General features: G+C 40.0%; 15 protein-coding genes and 2 pseudogenes. 4 read left to right on the top strand and 13 right to left on the bottom strand.

Annotated elements, in window-relative coordinates:
- The first annotated feature begins 114 nt into the window (after positions 1-114).
- A complete protein-coding gene (locus tag P20480_RS00135; protein WP_006793059.1) occupies positions 115-510 on the top strand; it encodes a c-type cytochrome in 396 nt (131 codons plus the stop codon).
- 160 nt (positions 511-670) lie between these two features.
- Positions 671-3,234, top strand: a pseudogene (locus P20480_RS00130) (diguanylate cyclase domain-containing protein).
- Between the two features lie 30 nt (positions 3,235-3,264).
- On the opposite strand, the pseudogene rep reads toward P20480_RS00130, so the two are convergent.
- Positions 3,265-5,282, bottom strand: a pseudogene (rep, locus tag P20480_RS18945) (DNA helicase Rep).
- Between the two features lie 161 nt (positions 5,283-5,443).
- Between rep and ubiK the strand changes: the two are divergent.
- Positions 5,444-5,707, top strand: a complete 264-nt coding sequence (gene ubiK, locus P20480_RS00125) for a ubiquinone biosynthesis accessory factor UbiK (protein WP_006793056.1) — start codon at positions 5,444-5,446, stop codon at positions 5,705-5,707.
- 56 nt (positions 5,708-5,763) lie between these two features.
- Here ubiK and P20480_RS00120 read toward each other — a convergent pair whose 3' ends face one another.
- From P20480_RS00120 to ilvG, 8 genes are all read right to left on the bottom strand, one after another.
- Entirely contained in the window at positions 5,764-6,408 is a 645-nt protein-coding gene (locus P20480_RS00120) for a Rossmann-fold NAD(P)-binding domain-containing protein (RefSeq protein ID WP_008133255.1), read from the bottom strand.
- Between the two features lie 4 nt (positions 6,409-6,412).
- Positions 6,413-7,072, bottom strand: a complete 660-nt coding sequence (gene can, locus P20480_RS00115; protein WP_006793054.1) for a carbonate dehydratase — start codon at positions 7,070-7,072, stop codon at positions 6,413-6,415.
- A gap of 25 nt (positions 7,073-7,097) precedes the next feature.
- Positions 7,098-8,288 carry a methyltransferase gene (locus P20480_RS00110; protein WP_008133258.1) on the bottom strand — a complete coding sequence of 397 codons (1,191 nt, stop codon included), beginning with the start codon at positions 8,286-8,288 and terminating at the stop codon, positions 7,098-7,100.
- A gap of 53 nt (positions 8,289-8,341) precedes the next feature.
- Positions 8,342-9,385 (bottom strand): ABC transporter substrate-binding protein, encoded by a 1,044-nt coding sequence (locus P20480_RS00105; protein ID WP_008133260.1) that lies wholly within the window; start codon positions 9,383-9,385, stop codon positions 8,342-8,344.
- 95 nt (positions 9,386-9,480) lie between these two features.
- Positions 9,481-11,034, bottom strand: a complete 1,554-nt coding sequence (gene ilvA / locus P20480_RS00100; RefSeq protein WP_008133263.1) for a threonine ammonia-lyase, biosynthetic — start codon at positions 11,032-11,034, stop codon at positions 9,481-9,483.
- A 2-nt stretch (positions 11,035-11,036) separates the two neighbouring features.
- The gene (gene ilvD / locus P20480_RS00095) at positions 11,037-12,893 is read right to left on the bottom strand and encodes a dihydroxy-acid dehydratase (protein WP_008133264.1); all 1,857 of its coding nucleotides are present in this window, start codon (positions 12,891-12,893) and stop codon (positions 11,037-11,039) included.
- Between the two features lie 99 nt (positions 12,894-12,992).
- Positions 12,993-13,235, bottom strand: a complete 243-nt coding sequence (gene ilvM / locus P20480_RS00090) for an acetolactate synthase 2 small subunit (RefSeq protein ID WP_008133265.1) — start codon at positions 13,233-13,235, stop codon at positions 12,993-12,995.
- Positions 13,232-14,881 carry an acetolactate synthase 2 catalytic subunit gene (gene ilvG / locus P20480_RS00085; RefSeq protein ID WP_006793048.1) on the bottom strand — a complete coding sequence of 550 codons (1,650 nt, stop codon included), beginning with the start codon at positions 14,879-14,881 and terminating at the stop codon, positions 13,232-13,234. The genes ilvM and ilvG overlap by 4 nt, the downstream gene beginning before the upstream one ends.
- A 668-nt stretch (positions 14,882-15,549) precedes the next feature.
- Here ilvG and P20480_RS00080 point away from each other — a divergent pair.
- Complete coding sequence (locus tag P20480_RS00080; RefSeq protein WP_008133266.1) at positions 15,550-16,428, top strand: TraB/GumN family protein; 879 nt, start codon at positions 15,550-15,552, stop codon at positions 16,426-16,428.
- A gap of 392 nt (positions 16,429-16,820) precedes the next feature.
- Here the strand turns inward: P20480_RS00080 and P20480_RS00075 are convergent, their stop codons facing one another.
- The 4 genes from P20480_RS00075 to P20480_RS00060 all read right to left on the bottom strand — a co-directional run bounded on the left by P20480_RS00075 (position 16,821) and on the right by P20480_RS00060 (position 22,253).
- On the bottom strand, positions 16,821-18,542 hold the full coding sequence (locus tag P20480_RS00075; protein WP_008133267.1) for a response regulator: 1,722 nt from the start codon (positions 18,540-18,542) through the stop codon (positions 16,821-16,823).
- A gap of 109 nt (positions 18,543-18,651) precedes the next feature.
- A complete protein-coding gene (locus tag P20480_RS00070; RefSeq protein WP_008133268.1) occupies positions 18,652-20,982 on the bottom strand; it encodes a fatty acid cis/trans isomerase in 2,331 nt (776 codons plus the stop codon).
- The gene (locus P20480_RS00065) at positions 20,979-21,341 is read right to left on the bottom strand and encodes a hypothetical protein (RefSeq protein WP_008133269.1); all 363 of its coding nucleotides are present in this window, start codon (positions 21,339-21,341) and stop codon (positions 20,979-20,981) included. The genes P20480_RS00070 and P20480_RS00065 overlap by 4 nt, the downstream gene beginning before the upstream one ends.
- A 135-nt stretch (positions 21,342-21,476) precedes the next feature.
- Positions 21,477-22,253 (bottom strand): VOC family protein, encoded by a 777-nt coding sequence (locus P20480_RS00060; protein WP_008133270.1) that lies wholly within the window; start codon positions 22,251-22,253, stop codon positions 21,477-21,479.
- Between the last annotated feature and the right edge of the window lie 450 nt (positions 22,254-22,703).

Below are 22,703 nucleotides of genomic sequence, written 5' to 3' on the forward strand. Positions count from 1 at the left end.
GTAATAAAAATACCTCTTAGCATTTTATAAATTGCCTCAGAGAGTTATAATCGGCGTAATTTCCGTCATCTATATCGTGATTGATCACGTTCAAATCGAAGTGAGCAAGGCAAAATGAAAAAATTAACAGCATTAGCATTATTAGTGTTAGCAACTACAGCATACGCACAGCCATATGATAACTCTATGACTGAAGATGCAATTAAAAAGCGTTTAGCACCTGTTGGTGCTGTGTACCTTGAAGGTGATAAAGCTGCAGTAGCTGCCGCGCCAACAGGGCCTCGCTCTGGTGAGCAAGTTTACCAGGCTGCGTGCTTTGCATGTCATGGTACAGGCGCATTAGGTGCACCTAAATCTGCAGACGATTGGGCACCGCGTATTGCCAAAGGCAAAGATACGCTACTTGAGCATGCAATTAATGGCTTTAATGCAATGCCAGCTAGAGGCACATGCATGGATTGTTCTGACGATGAAATAAGCGCAGCAATCGACTTCATGACAGCAGAATAACGCTCAGTTATACATAAAAAAGGCTTAACTTGTTAAGCCTTTTTTTATGCCCAAAATACCGCGTTAACCATTATTTTTATTAGAATATCAGCTTGACGCTAAGCACTAAAAGTGAAAGTATAAGTCTAATAACTATACAATAATAATATCGGTTACATCATTGGAAGATAAACTCCCTTCATCGCGTAGATTAGCGTATCAAAATAAACGCCTCAAAACCCTACTCGAAAAGTACAAGCAATCACACCATTTGCAAAATGCGCTTATCCAACTTTCTGAGCGCGCGAGTACGGTTGCGGAGTTAACACTACTTTATCCCGCTATACACGATATTTTACAAAAGTATGTCCCCAGTAAAAGCTTTTATGTTGTTTTACAAAACCAGCAGTGCCAAACATTAGAGCTTTCTTATTTTTCAGATGAAAAAGATGGCATTGCAGTACCACTAAACCACTCTAATAGTTTTGATGAAGGTGCTACCGGTTACGTATTTAAAGAAGGTAAAACCACATACTTTACAAAACAACAAATGCAAGACGCTGCTGCTAACGGCTTATTCAAAGCGCTAGGCACACCCGCCGAACATTGGGTAGGTGTACCTGTGTACCAAGAAAAAAATATTATTGGTGTGTTAGCCGCTCAAAGCTATGACGTAAATCAAAGTTATAACTCCCAGCAAATACAACTTCTTGAAGTGATGTCGCTGTATTTAGCAACGGCAATAGAGCGTGTAAAAAAACGTGAGTATTTAGAGTCAGAAGTAAAAATTCGCACTCGAGCACTGACTCAAAGTAACGATGCACTTAATCTTGAAGTAGCTAATCGTAAACGCGCGCTGCAACGTCAACAAATTTTATTTAAAGTATCTGAAATCGCCACTCAAGCTAAAAATCTTGATGATGCTTACGTTAAAATACATGGCATAATAAAAACAATTACCTACGCAGAAAATCTTTATATTGCACTCTATGACAAAGACTCAGGCTGGATAACATTCCCTTACTGTGTTGATGAATATAAGGAAAATACTCAGCCCCGTCAGTTTGCCAAAGGCTACAGCGAATTAGTAATAAGCACCGAAGAAACGCAGCTTATTAACCCAGAAAAAGCACAAGCATTATTAAATAGTGGCGTGGTACAACGTTCAGCCCCCGTTCCTAACAAACAAAAAGCGACGAGCTGGCTAGGTGCACCTTTAAAAACATCGCAGGGTGTTATTGGCCTTATTGTGTGCCAAGCATACAACAATAAACATATTTTTAGTCAAGACGATAACGAATTAATTACCTTTGTATCGCACCAAATAGCGGCTGTTTTACAAACTAAGCTTGCAAATCAGGCTATAGCTAAAAGTCACCAAGAGCTTGAATTTAGAGTAAACGAAAAAACAAAAGAACTGCAACAAACTAATTTGCATTTGCAAATGCAAATTGAAGAACGAAAAAAAATAGAGCAGCAGCTTTATCATGACGCCCATCACGACTCGTTAACAAGCTTGCCAAACCGCAGTTTATTTTTAACCCAATTAGAAAAAACACTTCAACATTTTCAGCGTTTTCCAGAGCGTCAATTTGCTGTTCTGTTTATTGATTTAGATAAGTTTAAAGATATTAACGACAAACTAGGTCACCAAGCTGGCGATCAGTTCTTAATTAATGTGAGTGAGCTGTTTTCACAATGTATTCGTGAACATGATTTATTAGCCCGTTTAGGTGGAGATGAATTCGTTATTTTACTAACGCATTTAACCGAACCACAACAGGCCGAAGATGTGGCTAATCGTATTATCGATTTAATGAAAAAGCCTTTTAATATTAAAGGTACTTTGCTGCAAAGCGGTGCTAGCATTGGGATAAACTACTCAAAACAAAGCTATAAACATACCGACGAAATTATTCGTGATGCTGATGCCGCGATGTATCATGCAAAAAATTCTGGGAAAAATCGTTACGAGCTGTTTCATCCGTTACTCACTCAATCAATAGCTGATGTAGGGCAAAAAGCACTGCATCATCTTGATGTTATGCCAATGAGCTTTAGAAGCTCAGAAATTATTACACTAAACGAGCAACAGCAATCTGAATCGCTATTTGAAGCGTTCGGTGAGCACCCTATTTTAGGGTTTACCAGTTTTGAGGTTTTGAAAAAATTTGCTACCGACAAAGAGCAACACTTAAAAGTAGAGTTGCAACTTCTAGAGTGTGCTTACACGCAGGCCATAAATGCAAATGTGGCAATGGCATTAGTACCATGCTCTTGCTTATTACTTGAAAAACACGAATTTACTTTATTTGTTGATGTGTTAAATAAACAACGTGGCCCAAGCCAACTTTGTTTACTTTTTGATGAGCAAGAAATTCGCCATGCATGTGCTACTCAGCTAGAAAATCTTAAGCAATTATCTTTGTTAGGCTACTCAATTGGCTTAAATAATTTTGCTAAAGACAGATGTGAACTTAACCTATTAACCGATGTAAATTTTGACTATCTATTGCTTAGCTCCACCTTTAGCAAGCGAATATTGCAACAAGATAGTTACGACCTGCAACTACAAGGTGTGCTTCCTATCACTAAGCTCAAAAAATGAAGGTCATTGCAAAAGGACCCTCTATTCTTAATTTTAGAGCCTTATTGGAGAAACATGGCTTGTCATATTTTGTTGGCAAACAGCACACTTTAACTTGCCCTGAGTCACAGCCAGAACACGTCAGTCAATCAGTTTAAGCCCAGCTTTGGTTATAAAAAAGCCTGATTTCACTCAGGTTTTTTAAACATAGCTCGTAAATTTGCGACTCTGGCTTGCCCTTTTTCCATTCGCTCTGCCTGAGAACTTGGCGCTTTTTTGTTTTCAAATGCCAAATCATCTTGCGGCAACTCTTGCACAAATCGACTTAACTCTGTTTCAGAGGTTTCACCAAACTGGCGGCGGATTTTTGCATATGTAAGTGTTAACTCTTGCTGCGCACGCGTAATACCAACGTAAGCGAGTCGACGCTCTTCATCTACATTGTCTTCATCAATACTAACCTGGTGAGGTAGCAACCCCTCTTCCATACCAACCATAAACACATACGGATACTCTAAACCTTTAGAGGCATGCAATGTAAGTAACTGAACAGCATCGGATTCATCTTCTTCCTCATTACGCTCTAACATATCGCGCAGTGTCAGTTTACTAACCACTTCGGCAAGCGTCATCGGCTCGTTATCAGCGTCTCCGGTTAGCATGTCTGTGATCCAACGATACAATTCAGAGACATTTTTCATTCTCATTTCGGCCGCTTTAGCACTAGGCGATGTTTCGTAAAGGTAAGCTTCGTAATTAATATTACGCACTAAATCTTTTACTGCCTCTAGCGTATCACTGCGTACCGCGTTGTCTGACAATTCGACAATCCATCGAGCAAACCCAGCTAAAGCGTTAAAACCACGCCCTTTTAGCCTGTAACTCAGGTCGTTATCAAAACAAGTAGCAAACAAACTTTGATGTTTTTCGTTGGCTAAAGTGCCCAGTTTTTCAAGTGTTACCGTGCCTATTTCTCGTCTAGGCGTGTTTACTATACGTAAAAATGCGTTATCGTCGTCTTGGTTTACGAGCAAACGTAAATACGCCATGATGTCTTTAATTTCTGAACGCGCAAAAAACGACATACCGCCACTTATTTTATAGGGAATGCGGTTGCTCATTAATGACTTTTCAAAGCCACGTGCTTGGTGATTACCACGATACAAAATAGCGTAGTCTTTGTAGCTGGTGCGCTTCATAAATTTATGCGAAATAATTTCAGCAACTACACGCTCCGACTCATGCTCTTCATCACGACACCCAATAACTTTTATCGGCTCACCGTACCCTAACTCACTAAATAGTTTTTTTCTATATCGTGCGGGTTGTTGGCAATGAGTATATTGGCAGATTTAAGTATTCGCTGCGCGCTTCGGTAATTTTGCTCAAGCTTTATAAGCCTAAGTCCGGGATAATCTTTACTCAAAAGAACAAGGTTTTGCGGACGTGCACCACGCCATGAGTAAATCGATTGGTCATCGTCGCCCACTACAGTAAAGCGTGCTCTCTCACCTACGAGTAGCTTTACAAGCTGATACTGGCTGGTGTTGGTATCTTGGTATTCATCCACCAGCAAGTATTTAAAGCGTTGCTGCCAACGCTCACGAGATGTTGCATTGCTAGTAAGTAGTAACGTAGGGATCATTATTAGATCGTCAAAATCTAATGCATTATAAGCACGTAATTGTGTTTGATAGCGCGCATATAGCTGCGCGAATAACGCCTTTTGCGCGTCACGCGCTTCACGTATTGCTTGCTCTGGCAATACTAATTCGTTTTTCCAGCTACCAATTTCCATTTTAAGTAGCTTGAGTAAATCTTTGTCTTTTTTTAATTCATCTTCAGTGAGCTCCGACAACAGCTGGTTGGTATCTTGATCGTCAAACAACGAAAAACCAGGTTTAAAGCCAAGTGTACTTATTTCTTTTTTTATTATTTCTAAACCCAGTGTATGAAACGTTGATACCCATAACCCTTTTGCTTCTTGCTTGCCAAGCGTTTGTAATACACGCTCACGCATCTCTTTAGCCGCTTTATTAGTAAAGGTAACCGCTGCAATATTACGTGCTTTGTATTCACATTTTTGCACTAAGTAAGCAATTTTGTTTGTAATAACGCGGGTTTTTCCAGAACCGGCACCAGCAAGTACTAGACATGGACCACTAATGTATTTTACTGCTTCATCTTGTTTTGGATTGAGTTTCATAACGACCAGAAAGATTTAAAAGACGCGCAATTTTAACGTAACCATTACTACAGGCATAGCAATTGCCATAATTAATTACCTAAACATGATCATGTGTTAAATGAGGTGGGTATAAGGTAATATTAGTTATATTCATTTTAGGCAAGGCCGAAGGGACAATTATGATCAACCCAGCAAAACTAGAAGAAATTGCTAAGCAAATTACGAGTAATATGCCACAAGGTGTAAAAAATTTAGCAGACACGCTAGAAGGTAAAACAAAGCAAGTTTTACAAAACAAACTTGCTGAGATGGACTTTGTTAGCCGAGAAGAATTTGATATTCAAAGCCAAGTACTTATCCGTACACGCGAAAAACTAACTGAGCTAGAAGCTAAAGTCGCTATTCTTGAACAGCAACTAAACGAAAATACAAACGCAGAATAATTAATTCAACACATAAAAAAAGCAGCCTGAGCTGCTTTTTTATGTCTAACAAAAATCTAGATAAATAACTCATCAAGCACATAATATTTTTGCGCCTCTTTTTGCTCTAAGCTCACCGCTAACATTTTTAAAGCAACTTGCTTTCCTGTTATAGGTTTATAACGCTTTAAGAAACCAATTTTTGTAAGCAATGGTAAAATCACACTGCCTATTTTTTCAGCTAATCTAAAGTGATCTCGCTCACCTATTAACAACGACGGTTGAAAAATACTTATTTTATTAAATGCTAATGGCACAACCTGTTGCTCTAGCTGCCCCTTCATTTTTAAATAAGCGCTATTGCTATTTGCGTTAGCACCACTTGATGACACTAAACAATAATGGCTTATGCCATTGCATGCTGCAAGTTGTGCGGCGATAAATTGATAGTCAAAATCCACTTTACGCTGCGCATCTACAGAGCCCGCTTGCTTAAGCGTTGTCCCTAAGCACGAAAAAAACACATCACCTTTAAAGAAATCGCGGTATTGAGTCAACTTTTCAAAATCAATAACGTGATTAGTTAACTGAGGATGGGAAAGTGGTAACGCTCGGCGTGTTATCGCGACAACCTGACTATACTCAGCGCAACTGAGTAATGCAGTTAAAAGCTCAGACCCAACTAAACCTGTTGCGCCAATAACAACCGCCGTTTTTGTCATTTATTTACTCACAACCTGCTTTTTTAAAAACATGTTGTATTGCACGTTTATAACTGTCCGACTCTTCTTCCGCGCACGTAACAACGGCTTCTAAATCATGTAAGTGGCCGTTTTCTAAACCATAAACCCAACCATGTATTGTTAAATCTTGGCCGCGCTCCCATGCATCTTGCACAATATTGGTACGACATACATTGCGTACTTGTTCTATTACATTAAGCTCAATAAGGCGACTCAAGCGCTGCTCTTCGTCTATGCTGTTGAGTTGATCTATGTGCTTTTCTTTTACATCGCCAACATGTCGAAGCCAGTTATCAATAAAACCAAACTTTGCATCACTTAGTACAGCTTGAACGCCACCGCACCCATAATGGCCAACAACCATTATGTGTTTAACTTTTAGTACTTCTACCGCATACTGCATAACAGATAAACAGTTATGATCGGTATGTACAACGACATTTGCTACATTACGGTGTACAAATAATTCTCCGGGTAATAAATCAACTATTTGGTTTGCGGGTACACGAGAGTCTGAACAACCAATCCATAAGTACTCAGGGTTTTGCTGCATAGATAAAATTTTAAAAAACTCTGGATTCGCTTCGCTTGTTCGCGCAGCCCAGTTTTTATTATTATCGAACAAATTTTTTAATTTTCTCATTGCATCTCTTATTAAGCCAAAACGACTAGTTGTTGGTTGAAGGGTTAGTATTGGCAAGAATTAAAATATTCCGAGGCGTTAACTGCTTTTCACAAAAGGTTTTAATACTTACTTGATAGCCATGCTGTTGCAAATATAAAGCACGATCGAGCACAAGCCAAACCTCAATTGCTCTTCTGAACACATGTCGAACCAGTTCAACTCTGTCAGTGACCTTTTTTCGAGCCACACCCACAGATAAAAAATATTCATAATCAATACCTTGCGGTATTTTCAAGGCTTTTTTATCGCCCGCCCACTCACAGAATGATTTAAATGAACCTGAGAACACGGCCTTATTAACAGAGGGAACACTAACATAGTGTAATTCATTAGTAATTGACCTCCTGAGTGCATCAAAGCCCAACCGCCACTCAAGTTCTGTTTTTCGTATTTTATCAACACGAGTTGGCGCAGTTACTGTTTCTTGCAAGGCTAGTTTTAAATCGCGGTGAGTTAACCTAAGCTGACTTTGCTTGGCAAGCTCGCTCATTGGTAAGTAATCATTAGATGTGAATAAATGATAGCAACAAGGTGAAAAGCTAATTTGCTGCACGTTTGCAGCTATTGCTTTGCGCATCATAGCCTGATGTAAAGCGCCGCATGCATGAAGCGCCACAGCATGCATCTGTGTATTAAAAAGTGATGTAGTATCATCTTTTAATACATCAACTTGGCTAAATTGCATTGCCAAGCCTTGTTGCAGTGCTGCTTTTTGGCCTTGTTCGCATAATGTTGATTGCAACTCAACACTGCTGACCTGCGTGGCACCGTTAAATGCGAGCATACGACCTAAGTGCCCTTTACCCGCACACCATTCTAATACCGGTAATTTTGTGTTTGGCAACGCAGATACAAAGTCTTGGAGTTGTTCGAATTTACGCCCTTTTATGCCGTTACTAATCCAAAAAGGGTAATCATATCGGGGAGTATTTGCCTGAGGTAATTTACATAATAGCTGTAATTCATCAAGTAACTTAATGTGTGGATTAAAGAAGTCTATTAACTCATTCTGCTTGGTATCAAGCGTTGCTACTTGCTCATCTGTTAAACTATTTAATATGCCTCGCAGTTCAGGCCAAGGGATCGCATCAAAATCAAAAGCGGTGCACTGCCAATAGATGCGAGTACGCTTTAAAATAGAGTCAAGTGAAGTAAATTGCTCGGCTAATGTCATAACAGCTTAATTTATTGAAAGGAAGCCAATTGTATCAGTAACATTAACAGCCATTAAACGGTTATTTTTTTACTAAACATTAAGCGCAAATACAACGGTATAGAGATAACACTCACAATTATCGCTGCAATTAACATCCACGATAGTTCCATTTTTTCCGGTCGCTGATATTTATAAATAAAACTGGCTTTAACCTTATCAAACTCAGTTTGGTGAATACCGTACAAGTCTGCAATTAGGCGCCATTTTGGAATAGACATATGCCCCAGGCTAGTTGTTGCAGGCATAATGTACTCTTTTAATACTTCAGCCTCGTATGCTAATTCATGGAAACTTTTGTTAGGTGCGTAAAGTATTTGGGTAACCGCAATGGCCTCATCCATATTCATCATTGCGTAGCGCCACCCCTTCAGGCTGGCTTGGTAAAATTTTTCAACGGTTTCAGGGGATGTGCTTAACATTTTCCCAGTGGTATATAAGATATCTGCATAAACGTCTATGCCGTAACGCTGAGGACATATTAGGCGATGTGATATACCTCTTTGAGTCATATTGTAGGGCTCTGTAGATAAATAAACTTGCATCGCATCGAGCCTGTTCTCAATCCAGGCTTGGCTTGGGTTGTCACCGTTGTATACACTAAGCAAACGCGTATTAACTCCGCTGCGTGTCAGCATAGCCATTAACTCATTGCTATCATTGTGACTCACTTTACTAATTCGCTTATTTACAAAATCACGAGGATGAAAAATATCAGAGGTGTCTTTGACCATCCAACAATAAGGTGAATATTGCAAGATAGGCGCCATTGCTACAAAAGATTGGCCGTTTATACGTTCCTGTAAAATACCCGAGTGACCTACACCAAACTCGGCGTCGCCATTAGCCACAGCACTAAACGCATCGGGCATTGTTAGATCTGCTGGGTTTATGGTTACATCAAGACCCACATCTTTATAAAACCCTTTTTCTTTGGCCATGTAGTAACCAGCAAACTGAAACTGATGCGTCCATTTTAATTGTAGAGTGATCGATTCTTGCGCCGCAATTTGGCCACAAAAACAACACAATCCAAGTATTAATCCTTTAAGTAACAACCAAGTTTCCTCAAGTTAATGACGGTATCAGTAACTATATGTAAAACAAATGATAAAGCAAGCACCCTTGTAAGGTACTTGCTCTTTAATGGCTGTTAAACTGAAGCGAGCTTTGCGGTTTTCTCTGAAAGAGGTTGCGTCGTTAAAAACTGTGTAAAACACGGATTATGCGTTTCATCTTGCACGCTATAGCCTAAGTCATTTAAATGCTCGTTAAAAGTCTCAAATTGCTCAGGTTCAATAGCAAAACCGGCTAATACATAACCCATTGAGCCGCCTTGACTCCGATAATGAAATAACGTGATATTCCAATCGTTGCCTAGCGTATCTAAAAAGCGCGCTAGTGCGCCGGGGTATTCTGGAAACTCAAAACGTAACAAACGTTCATGCAGTTTTTCGGGTGCTTTACCGCCAACCATATAACGTACGTGTAGCTTAGCAAGTTCATTATCTGATAAGTCGCAAAACGCGTAATCGTTTTTAGTTAGGTCCTGCTTGAGCTCATTAAGCTCCTGCTCTCCTTGGCGCAGCGCAATACCTACAAATATTTGCGCTTCACCAGGCCCTGCATAACGGTAGTTAAACTCAGTAATAGCACGGCCACCTAAAGACGCACAAAACTGTTTAAAACTGCCTTTTTCTTCTTTGATGGTAACGGCTAATAACGCTTCGTTTTTTTCACCTAGCGCAGTGCGCTCAGCGACATAACGTAAGCGATCAAAGTTTAAATTTGCGCCCGAAAGCACAGCTGCTAAATGCAACCCTTTTAAGAGCGATTGTTGGCTCCACTTTTTAAGCCCTGCCGTTGCAAGAGCGCCAGAAGGCTCTGCAATTGCACGAGTAGACACAAAAATATCTTGCATGGCGGCGCAAATTTCATCGCTAGTCACAGTGATTACTTCATCGCAAAACTTTTGTGCTAAGCGAAATGTTTCCTTGCCAATAATTTTAACCGCTACACCATCGGCAAAACTACCTACTCGGTCAAGCTCTACCGGTTCACCCGCTTCAAGTGCAGCTTGTAAACAGGCGCTCTCATCGGCTTCTACGCCAATGACTTTGATATCAGGACGAAGTGACTTTATATAAACAGCCATGCCTGCCAGTAAGCCACCGCCTCCAACGGGAATAAATACCGCATCAAGCTCATTGAGCTGCTGCATGAGTTCTCGCGCTACAGTACCTTGCCCAACAATAACGTCAGGATCGTCAAATGGTGGGACAAAAATGCCATTACGCTGCTCTGTGAGCTCAAGCGCGTGCGCTTTAGCTACATCAAACTGATGTCCATGCAATACAACCTCACCGCCTAAAGCGCGTACGGCGTTAACCTTTATTTCTGGCGTTGTAACAGGCATTACAATCGTTGCCTTATGCCCTAAATGCGAAGCGCTTAATGCAACACCCTGAGCATGGTTACCAGCCGATGCAGTAATTACAACAGACCCTTTTGGCAACTTATTTAATTTATTGTATGCGCCGCGTAATTTAAACGAATACACGGGCTGTTGATCTTCACGTTTAAGCCATACATGGTTGCCAAGTTTAGCGCTAAGGTCAGGCATTTCACTGACCTCAGTGACTTTAGCCAAGGGCTCCATATTTGCTTGAATAATTGCACGAAAATAATCGAGCTCTTGAGAAACCATAATTAGCTCAGCTCCTCCAGTTTCTCTAAGTCACGCACTGCGCCCTTATCTGCACTCGTTGCAAGTAGTGCATAGGCTTTTAATGCCGACGAAACATAACGCTCACGGTCAAGGGGCTTATACGCCTGTTTACCACGCGCTAATTGCTTTTGCTTACGCGCTTCAAGCTCTTCCTCGCTTAGTGCAAGCGTGATCTCACGCGTTGCAATATCAATAATAATTTTGTCGCCATTTTCAACGTACGCAATAGCACCACCGCTTGCCGCCTCTGGCGATACGTGGCCAATAGATAAACCAGACGTGCCGCCCGAAAAACGACCATCGGTGATCAGCGCACACTTTTCAGCTAAACCTTTTGATTTTAAGTAGCTCGTTGGGTAAAGCATTTCTTGCATACCAGGACCGCCTTTAGGGCCTTCGTAACGAATAACCACAACATCACCGGCTTTTACTTCGTCGTTTAAAATGCCTTCTACTGAATCATCTTGTGATTCGTATACCACTGCAGTGCCTTCAAAATGCAGCATTTCGTCAACTACGCCTGCGCTTTTAACAATACAGCCATCAACCGCTAAGTTTCCTGAAAGTACAGCTAAGCCGCCATCTTGTCTAAATGCGTGTTCAACACTTCGAATACAACCGTGTTCGCGGTCGTTATCGCCTTCATCCCAACGACACTCTTGGCTCATTGCTTTTGTAGTACGAATGCCAGCTGGTCCCGCGCGGTAAAACTTTTGTGCCGCTTCGTTTTTAGGATCTGTCGCATCCCATTTTTTAACAAGCTCCCCCATAGTCATACCTGCAACGTGGTTTACCGATAAATCAACTAAACCGGCTTTGCCTAGCTCACGCACAATTGCCATCATGCCACCAGCGCGGTGAACATCTTCAATGTGGTACTGTGCTGTTGCTGGAGCTACTTTACATAAAAATGGGGTTTTACGAGATAGCTCGTCAATGTGCGACATGTCAAAATCTACGCCAGCTTCTTGTGCGGCTGCTAGTAAATGCAGTACGGTGTTAGATGAACCACCCATGGCAATATCAACAACCATAGAGTTCATAAAGGCTGTTTTGTTAGCAATAGCGCGTGGCAATACGTCTTGGTTATCTTTTTGGTAGTACTCACGGCATAAATCAACAATGCGAGCACCCGCTTCTACATACAGTTGCTTACGATCTTTATGGGTTGCAAGCGTTGTACCATTACCCGGTAGTGCAAGGCCAATAGCTTCTAATAAACAGTTCATTGAGTTTGCAGTAAACATACCTGAACACGACCCACAAGTAGGACACGCAGAGCGCTCTACTTGTTCTGAATCAGCATCACTTACTGTTTCATCAGCGCCTTTTACCATGGCGTCGACTAAATCTAATTTAATATCGATGTTAGCAAGTTTCGTTTTACCCGCTTCCATTGGTCCGCCCGATACAAAAATAACCGGTATGTTTAAGCGTAGCGCTGCAAGCATCATCCCTGGGGTAATTTTGTCACAGTTAGAAATACAGATCATCGCATCGGCGCAGTGGCCGTTAACCATGTACTCAACCGAGTCGGCAATGAGATCGCGCGAAGGGAGTGAGTAAAGCATGCCCCCGTGGCCCATTGCGATACCGTCATCAATTGCAATAGTATTAAATTCTTTTGGTACACCACCCGCTTGCGTGATTGTTTCAGCCATTAACTCACTTAGCTGATTAAGGTGTACGTGCCCTGGCACAAATTGCGTAAACGAGTTAACTACAGCAATAATTGGTTTACCAAAGTCGGTGTCGGTCATGCCTGTTGCGCGCCATAATGCACGTGCGCCTGCGCGTTTACGTCCTTCAGTTGTTGTTGCACTTCTTAATTTAGCCATAGTTACCTCTGTTTTGCCGCTGTGTAAGCGGGCATTCCTCATTCTAAAAATTGGTGAGTAACAGTTATTCAATTACTCGTAAATTTGTATTGTTAGCAATTACACAGCTTGTTGCTGTAAATTTTGTAAAGTGATTTCTTTAACGTCCACCAGCTTATTTAACTGGCTTGTTAAAAGATGAATTGGTTTATCGCTGTCTACTGTCATTGCAACATTGTAGTGGCCATCATCCAAATTGAGCTGAAAATGCGTAAGATCAAAACCACGGTGACGCACTACACGTAAAAAACGCTCGACCGCTATACTTTGGCTCTTTAATGCAATAGTTAGGCTGTGTTTCATTGTGCTTTCTCCGTAATCATTTCGTCATTTGCAGCCCCTGGTGGTACAAGTGGCCATACGTTTTCTTTATCGTCTATGCAGGCATGTACTATGTACGGCCCTTTGCTGTTAACTAATGCTGTTATTGCATCATCAACTTGATTGGCATGGGTAATTGTTTGCCCAGGAATACCAAATACAGCGGCTAACTGAACAAAATCAGGGTTATCTGAAAGGTTTGTTTCAGAGTAACGTCCTTCAAAAAATAGCTCCTGCCATTGGCGAACCATACCTAAGCGTTGGTTATCTAATATTAGTATTTTTACTGGTAAATTGTTACGGCGAATAGTCGCAAGCTCTTGAATGTTCATCATGATTGAGCCATCACCCGACACCGTTATTACAAAATCGTCTGGGCGTGCTACTTGTGCGCCAATAGCCGCTGGTAAACCAAAGCCCATAGTGCCTGCGCCACCACTACTTAAATGGTTGCTCGGGTGGCTAAACTTCATGTGTTGCGCTACCCACATTTGATGCTGACCCACATCACAGCACACTACGCCTGTTTTTGGCATACGTTGGCTTAATTGGTTCAATAAATACGGGGCAAATACTTTTTCGCCTGGGTAGTCGTAGCGCCACGCATGTTTTACGCTTAACTGCTTATTTATATCGCACCATGCTTTAGAGGTTACAAAGCACTCAAGTGCCGGTAATGAGGTTTTTAAATCAGCAATTAATGAGGCTTTAGCTGGTTTACGTTTACCTACTTCTGCAGCGTCTATGTCTAAATGGATTACTTTTGCTTTAGCGGCAAATTTAGCTAAATTCCCAGTTACGCGGTCATCAAAGCGAGCGCCTATACACACTAAAACATCACACTCTTGCACCGCTATATTAGCGGCTTGTGTACCGTGCATGCCTAGCATGCCTAGGTAGTGTTCGTAATCTGGTAATACGCTACCTAACGCTTTAAGTGTTGATACCGCAGGCATCTGCGTTTTATTTAAAAACTGCATTAACTCATTTTGCGCATCAGCGGCTTGCACGCCGCCACCTACATACGCCACAGGTTGCTTTGCTTCGCTTAATAACTGATTGGCAATGGCTACTTGGTTTAAATCAAGCTGCGGTAAGTACTCATCAGCGGCTAACCAAGGTTTAAACGGCACTTGCGCCATTTGAATATCTTTTGGAATATCAACAAGCACAGGACCTGGGCGACCACTTTGGGCTAAGTGCATGGCCTCTTGTAGTATTTCGGCTAAATCTTCTGCTCGCTCTACCATGTAACTGTGTTTAGTACATGAAAGCGACATACCTAGTACATCGACTTCTTGAAATGCATCTGAGCCAATGGCTGCAGTCGGTACTTGTCCGGTAATTGCTAATAATGGCACTGAGTCCATCATTGCATCTGCAAGTGCTGTTATTAAGTTAGTAGCCCCAGGGCCTGATGTTGCTAAGCATACACCTAATTTACCTGTGCTGCGGGCATAACCTACTGCGGCAAAGCCAGCACCTTGCTCGTGGCGAGTGAGGTAATGCTTGACTGGCGCACCATACAACGCGTCATAAATTGGCATAATGGCCCCACCAGGGTAGCCAAATACCTCTTTAACGCCGTGTTTGGCTAATAAGTCGATTGTGAGTTCTGCGCCTGTCATTAATAAATCCTCATTCTTCAGTGACAACCTAATTAATTTTTACCCTTAAAACTAAAAAGCCCTCCGAACTGTTAAGTGCGGAGGGCTTTTTAATGCTCAAGTTTATAGCACTACAAAGCCCTCGCGGGAATAATCACCACGATAATAATAAGGACTAGTTTAAGTGCAGTTGTAAGCATGTAATTAACACCAAATTTAAATAATCTGTTGCGAAAGTTTATCTCTCGCTCTGTTATGTATTAGTACCGCGCTGAGCGGCTTAAGTCAACACCAAATTCAATTCAAAAAAACTGCTAAAACTCAAATTAAGTGGTTTTAAAATTCACTAAATACAACCATAAAGGAATTTTTATGTTTTAATTTAAAGTATAGAAATTCACTATTCTTATATTCCCCATTTATGGTTTGATTAATTTTTGAGTTTTAGTAAAAATTAAATTAATTTTTTATACAGATAATGTTTAGACCTTCCGAATAGTTTTAATAATCATGGTTTGCAACTGTACTAAATCAAAAAACGTAAATAGAACAAATACTCCACTGAGCGCACATATTAGTACCAATATCCTCACAAAAGACGATTGATAAATACTGAATTTAGCACTGCTGTATAGGCAAATTTAGGTTAGTATTTGTTTAACTCAACAACAGGATTTGAAGGACAAACTATGAAAGCGATACCTCGTATTAGTCACTTTTTTATTATGGTGCTGTTTACAGTACTTAGCTTTAATAGCGTTGCGGCACCGGCTTTATATAAAATAGAAAAAAACGGCACAACATCTTATTTATTTGGCACCGTACACGTAGGTGACGCCAGCATGAAAGGCTTACCAGCAAACGTTACCAAAGCGATTGATGAGAGCGAACACGTTATTGTAGAAGTGGATATTAGCAAACTGACTCCATTTCAAATGCAACAGCGCTCAATGCCATTAATGATGCTAAAAAATGGTAAAACATTACAAACAGAACTATCAAAACAAAACTACAATAAGCTTAAAAATTACTTTGCAAAAAAATCGATTGATATTGCTATGTTTAGCAACTTCAAACCTTGGGCTGTAATGGTGACTATGATGCAAATTGAGTTTCAAAATGCAGGCTTTTCTGATCAAACAGGCATAGACAAGCAAGTACTTGCTTACGCTAAAGAGCACAACATTAAAATTGGTGAACTAGAAACCCTAGAGCAGCAGTTACAAATGTTTGATGGTATGGCGCTATTAAGTAATGAAATGATTGAAGAAACCTTTGAACAGCTTAGCGATATTAATACATACTTTATTAAGCTAGTAAACGCATGGAAAAATGGCGATATGGGTACCCTTACCGAGTACTACAACATGAGTTTTGACGAGAGTAATTATGGTGAAATAAGCGAGCAAGTCATGCTAATAAACCGTAATAACAAATGGGTAGAGCAACTTGTTCCTCGCTTAAATAACGAAAAGCTATTTATTGCAGTAGGCGCGCTGCACTTACCAGAGCGGCATGGTTTAATAAAGCAGTTAAAAGATAAAGGTTTCAGTGTTACTCGACTCTAACCTCATTGTTATACCTAGGGTGATATTAATTGCCCTAAGGGTTGCTAATATTATTAGTTTAAGCTCTATTAAAAAACGTAAATCAATGCGCTAAGTTCAACAAATACTAATTAAGAAACCGATTTTGATTTAAAAAACACTGTTGATAACAAGTTGAATTTTCGTTGTTCAACTTTTCTAAATAGGCGTTTTATAGCGCAGAAGGCGACACGTTTAGCCCCACAAGATGATTAAGTACGATGGCGGATTGGTATCCCACTTACAGAAAAAATACATGTAATTTTCTCAAATAGAACCTCTCTTTGAAAAAGACCAATTGAGCGTTTTAGATTACCTATTGCAAATAATTTTTACTAAATTAACGCTGAAAATAACGCTATATAATCAATTTATTATTTAGGGTTTAAGCTACCTATTAACACTTCAGCTAACGCTTGCGTGCTGATAGGTTTAAAAACATGCCCAGTTGCACCTAATTGAGTGGTAATTGCAATATCACTTTCTGATGTATTAGCGGTAACCACAATAATAGGCGTATTAGCGTCAAAAATGCGTATTTTTTTAATAGCCTCAAAGCCATCCATTATTGGCATATTTAAATCCATAAAAATGACTTGGTATTCGTTTTTAGTTGCCATCTCGCATGCGACCTTTCCGTTTTTTGCACATTCATAGCTGTAGTTAAGCTGTGAAAGAATACGGGTTAAAATGTGCATGTTTAACGGGTTATCTTCAACAACTAAACAATGCATATTTTTAGGTAACAGTGCACTAAACGAAGGTGCACTTTCATCAATCACAACGGGCATTTTCAGCGTAACGCACACCCCATTTGGCGATGTATTTTCAAACACAATATTTCCGTCAAAAGCATCAACAATATACTGCACCCTTGCAAGGCCTGTTCTTAACCCTTGAAAGTGATTATTTTGATTGGATGAATCAAAGGTTAACCTGCTGACTGGCTTGGTTAACCCTGAACCTGTATCCGTGATTGTTACTGTTAATTGCTTATTGCTAACACAAGCCTTAACAGTAACAGCCCCCTCTTCTGTAAACTTTAATGCATTGCCAACTAACTCAGCTAACACTTGCTGAAAGCGTTGATGATCTAGTTTTATAGCTTGGTCAAGTGTCGAATCAAGTGATCTAACTAAGGCAATGCCTTTTTGGTTGTAACCAAATTCATACCCTAAAAGCACTTTATTGAATGACTGAAGTAAATTTTCATTTGACGGTTTTAATGCCCAACGGCCCAAACTAAGCGCCTGTAAATCTTGAAGTTCGTCAAGCATTGCTATTATTCTTGATGCGCAATAAGAGGCCTGTGTTTTAATCGATTTTTGGCTATTACTGACCTCTAACGAATCAATCGAGGTAACAAAACCTTGTAGGGGCGTTCTAAACTCATGACTTGCTCGAGCTATAAAATGTTCTTTATTTTTACTCACTTGCTGCGCAAAATCTTTTTGCTGTTGATACTTTGATAACGCCTTAGTGATCTGCTTTTCCATCGGTATGAACACAAAACGTAATACACCAATAAGCAATAACATAGTTAGCAACCAAAAAAATAGCTCGGCTGAAGACACCCACGCCACTTTTTTAACGGACGCTTTTTCAAATAAGCCAACAGCTTGATCTAAATACTTTAGTAACTCTTCCATGCGCTTAACAGAAAACACATCGGGGTTTATTTTTTCCTGTTTATACAGCAGCCCTTCTACCTGTTGGATAAATTTTTGCACGCGCAAATCTAGCTCAACAGGTGGTTGTATATACAACTTTATAAGCTCAGGGCTGAGGTATTTATATTGACCATTATCGTTTTTTAACAATAAATATTGATGGTTTGCTTTAAATAGGCTGAGCGATGCATCTAAAGACTGCTGATGACTAGTACTAGGAACTTGCGAGGTTAATAACTTATCACCATGCCATGCAATTTTTTGCGACAGCATTCGCTGTTTACCAGCAATGTTAATAATGTTTGCATCATTTTTCTGTACTGAAAAAAAGTACTGCATTAGTGATACAGAAACACTAATTAATAGCGCAATAGCGATTAATGCCCACCGATTACGTAGGCGAATATTTGCGACAACTTCAAACATATTTAGCCTAACTTTTTGGTTTAAGTGTAGTCCAATTACATCAATATCTATGCTTAATCTATAAATATAAAAAAGCCCAACTCAGAGCTGGGCTATATAAGAGGGCTTACTATCTATTTTCTAAACGGTTGTAATCGAACAAGCCATATTCAACACCACGGTATTTTTTTGCTGTAGCGTGTAAAATATCGCTGTATTGCCAAAACTGTGGATGAGAACGTCTAATTCCAAATTTAGTTTTTAAGGCTGCGTAATCAGCTTCTACTTGCATCATAGGTAACTGTTCAGCAAAAGCCTCAACTTGTTGTTCATTATTCAAATACCAAATGGAAGCTGGGTAGTCACCTATAAAACCAGGGACGATTGTTGCAGTGTCTTCTTCAAAAGCTCGTTGGCCGTCTTCATTTAACAAGCTCGAAATATTGTAATGCGCGTTATGATGAATAATCGTGTAAGCCTTATGGCTATCGTCATCTTGCTTTACTAATACAAACGATAACTGCGGTAATAAATTTACTGCTTTTGCCGGCATAGCATTAATGGCACTCAACGATTTAGGTACTTGCTTATAATCGTAGTGCTCACTTAGCACTGGACTTAGCGCCTCCTTCATTAGTGCATACAATTCTTTTTGAGGGGTGTTTGTTTTATAAGTTATTCCGCTTGGCTGACTAAACTCACGGTTATTTTTAAAAAACTCAGCAAGACTTGGTGGTGATTTACGATACCACTGGCCTTTGATTTTATCTCGTTTGTTTTCTGGTAATAATGCTAAGAAGTTTTGTTCTCCTTCTAGGCGTAAAAAGTCCATATATAAACGCGTAACTAACTGGTGCCCAATATTGCCGTAAACATCAAAACCAGCAACCAGTAAATAATGTATACGCTCGAATAAGGCATAATCTAAAATCCAAGTTGTTTTTGGCTCTTGGCCAATGAACCCCTTCACCACAGTGGCACTGTCAAAATGACGAAAAATAGTCAGTGCTGCATTTTTATTATGACCATCTCCTTTCCACAATAAATCTGTTGTTAAATGCTCACCGCCTTTAAACATCTCATTTGCTAAATTGACCTTTGCTTTCAAATACTTTTGCTCCAGAGCTGAGTATTTAACCCAGTTAGCAATAGGAAATGCATTACTTTCTTCTGCAGCTGGTAATTCAAGTGCGTCTTCATGCTGCATTATCATTTGTCCAACCGCTGGGGTGGCCACTTTATTTGGATCAGCAAAAGCAACCCAAAAGTGGTCGTTAATCACATTTAACGCTATCTGACCACGACAGACAGGCCCTTTAATAAAGCCCATAATAATCAACTCAGCTTCATCAAGCATAAACTGATATTTAGAATTAATTGGGATCACTTCAAACGTTTTAAACGGATTAGATGCAGACTCTGCCTTATAGCTAGGCATACTTTTAACCGTATACTCTGGTGCAATGAACTGTTGGTACAAGCGCGTCAACTTTTCATCATTTAGCTTAAGAGGTAAGTGAGTTTTAGATAAAACAGTGCTGCGATCATGCAAAAATCGGTAGTAAACACGGTTAACTTTAGGGTCGTCATAAGGTCGACGTGTGCTTATTAATTTTATTTTTTCGCCTGGAGGTGTGCTCGAACGGACGAGCTTAAAAAAGTTATCAGGGGTCTTTTGGTCAAAATATACATGAGCTAAAAACCAATGCTCGTATATATAGCGAGCCGATAACTGATACTTCAAATCATCTTGGTTTAAAAATGCTTCCCAATGCTTTACCTGCTCAAGTTCAAACTCTGTTGGCGGGTCAATATGCGCCATTTTACCGCCTGCTTTGAGCCACTTCTGCAAATGATTAAATTCATCACGGGATACGCCCGGTAATCCATAAGGCATACCAGCATGAGGTTGCTCACCCGCTAATTGATCAAATTCTCCCATAGTGGCACAGGTTTGAGAGCGGCTCAGCGAAAAATCAAATTCATTATTTAATATTTCATTTGCAGGCAATTCATGGCTTTGTTTCAGTACTAAACTATTAAACAAGACGCTACCAGCTAAGTTAGCTTCCTCAGTTTGTACTCGCTCATTTAAAACAGGAGTAAAGTTCTTTTCTCGCCATTGCTCTGTGGTTGTAGCATCAAATAACAATCTACTCGGCGTTGTAGCAAGTAAACGAGTTCCGTCGTAAACAAGGTCTTTGCTTACCCCTCTATCTATTCCTTCAGGGGATGATAGCTTTAACTGACAAGGTGCATCGTAACAACCATGACACACAACACACCGAGTATCGAGAACCGGTTTCACATTCTGTAAAAAATTAGCCCCTTCGCCAGTAGTATGAGATACGATACGCTGCTGGGCCTGCTCAGTGCCAAATAGCTCATTATAATGAGCATTACCTAAGTATGCACAACCACTTAAAATAACTAATGTAACGATGCCTATGAGTTTATTCATTCGCCTTCATCACCTAAATCAAAGGTCGGCATCATATCCATCTGCGGAGATATAAATACATCTTGATTCTCAGTATTTAGTACAACACTCAATACAGGTCCATGATTTAAAGTTATCTGCGCATGGTGTGATTGTTCTAACATGTATTTGTAAGAAGGATCGGCTATTAACAGCTCATAACTTGTTATTGTAATAGCTATACTGCTGTCCGCTGAGGGATTTTGGCAAATTTGAGCAAGTAACTCATCATCGAGCGCTACTGATATTTCAAAATCAGGCTGCTCTACATCCCTTTCACTTAAGGACTCGTTTAATAAAAATAACGGGAGCGTTAAATTGCTATCTTGTTCAAATTCCATTGTCTACTCAACATGCATAATTTATATAACTGGCATTATAACAAAATAACAAAAAATTAAACGTTAATGCCAATAACCAAAGTAGCTAAGTGCAAGACAACTCTCTCATGCACTTATCAGCATATTGTAAACGCTTTAATCCTTCGTTTGGATCACCGAAAAAACAGCACCTTGAGGATCACAAAGAACACCAAATCGGCCAACGTCTGGTACTGTAGTAGAAGGTACACATACTTGGGCTCCCAGCTTTTTAGCCTTATTAAGGGCAGAATCACAGTCGTCAACTGCAAAGTAAATCATCCAATGAGGTGGGACATCATCAGGCCATTCGCTACTCATTTCCAACATTCCAGCAATTGGCTTACCGTCTACCAAAAATAAAGTATATTCCATGTTGTCCATAGGTTTTACTTCGCTCTTCCAACCTAGTAAAGCACAGTAAAACTCATTACTTACTTTGCTATTTCGCGTCGCTAACTCATGCCAATAAGGCGTTGATAGCTCTGATAAACGTTTACATCCTTTATGATCTTTTCCTTGCCATAATGCAACGGTTGCTCCCCCCGGATCAGTAAACATCAGCATACGACCTGCATCCATAACATTGTGCGGACCCGCAATTATTTTAGCACCAAGTTCTTTTGCTTTAATTGCACAATGATCTACATCATCTACAGCAATGTAAGTTAACCAACTGCTTGGAACACCCTCCTGAATCTGCTCTTTTGGCATTTCGTACATAGCAGCAATGTCGTCACCCTCTTTCTGGAGCATAGTGTAAAAAATACCATCGCCAATTGGCTGATCATCATGACCCCAATCAAATAGAGAGGTATAAAAGGCTTTACCTTCTTTCCAATTATGTGTGCAAAGTTCTGACCAACAAAAAATACCCTGAGGATAATTATCCATATTAAAGCCTTTGTTATTTTTATATTAAACATACTCTCGAAATGTAGTACGCAAGATTATTTTATAATTAGCTTAGATCAATAACTATTAAGAGTCGATGAGAGATATAAGGAACTTGCTGAAATCTAAATGATGCTATCTAAGACAGGGGCTGTATTTCTGAATACCGTCTAGGTTATTAGCTCCGTGTATTAAGAGAATTGGGCAAAATGAGGTTACTAGGGTAATACTGTATATCTAATTACGTTATTTATCAGGTAGCCATGAAGAAATAGTTGTTCAAGTATAGGGATAGTGAGTTTACTAAACCACAGACAGCAAAAAAACCATCACATTGATTTAACGAGTTTTTCTTATTTGAAGTCGGTGTGCTACCAATAACCAAAACACTCTTTACAAAGAGACGCTTTGCTTAAGAGACGCTACGCTTTAGAGAAGGGAATGCTGAAG

Origin of the sequence: Pseudoalteromonas sp. BSi20480, from assembly GCF_000241365.1 — a bacterium.
Lineage (GTDB): Bacteria > Pseudomonadota > Gammaproteobacteria > Enterobacterales > Alteromonadaceae > Pseudoalteromonas > Pseudoalteromonas marina.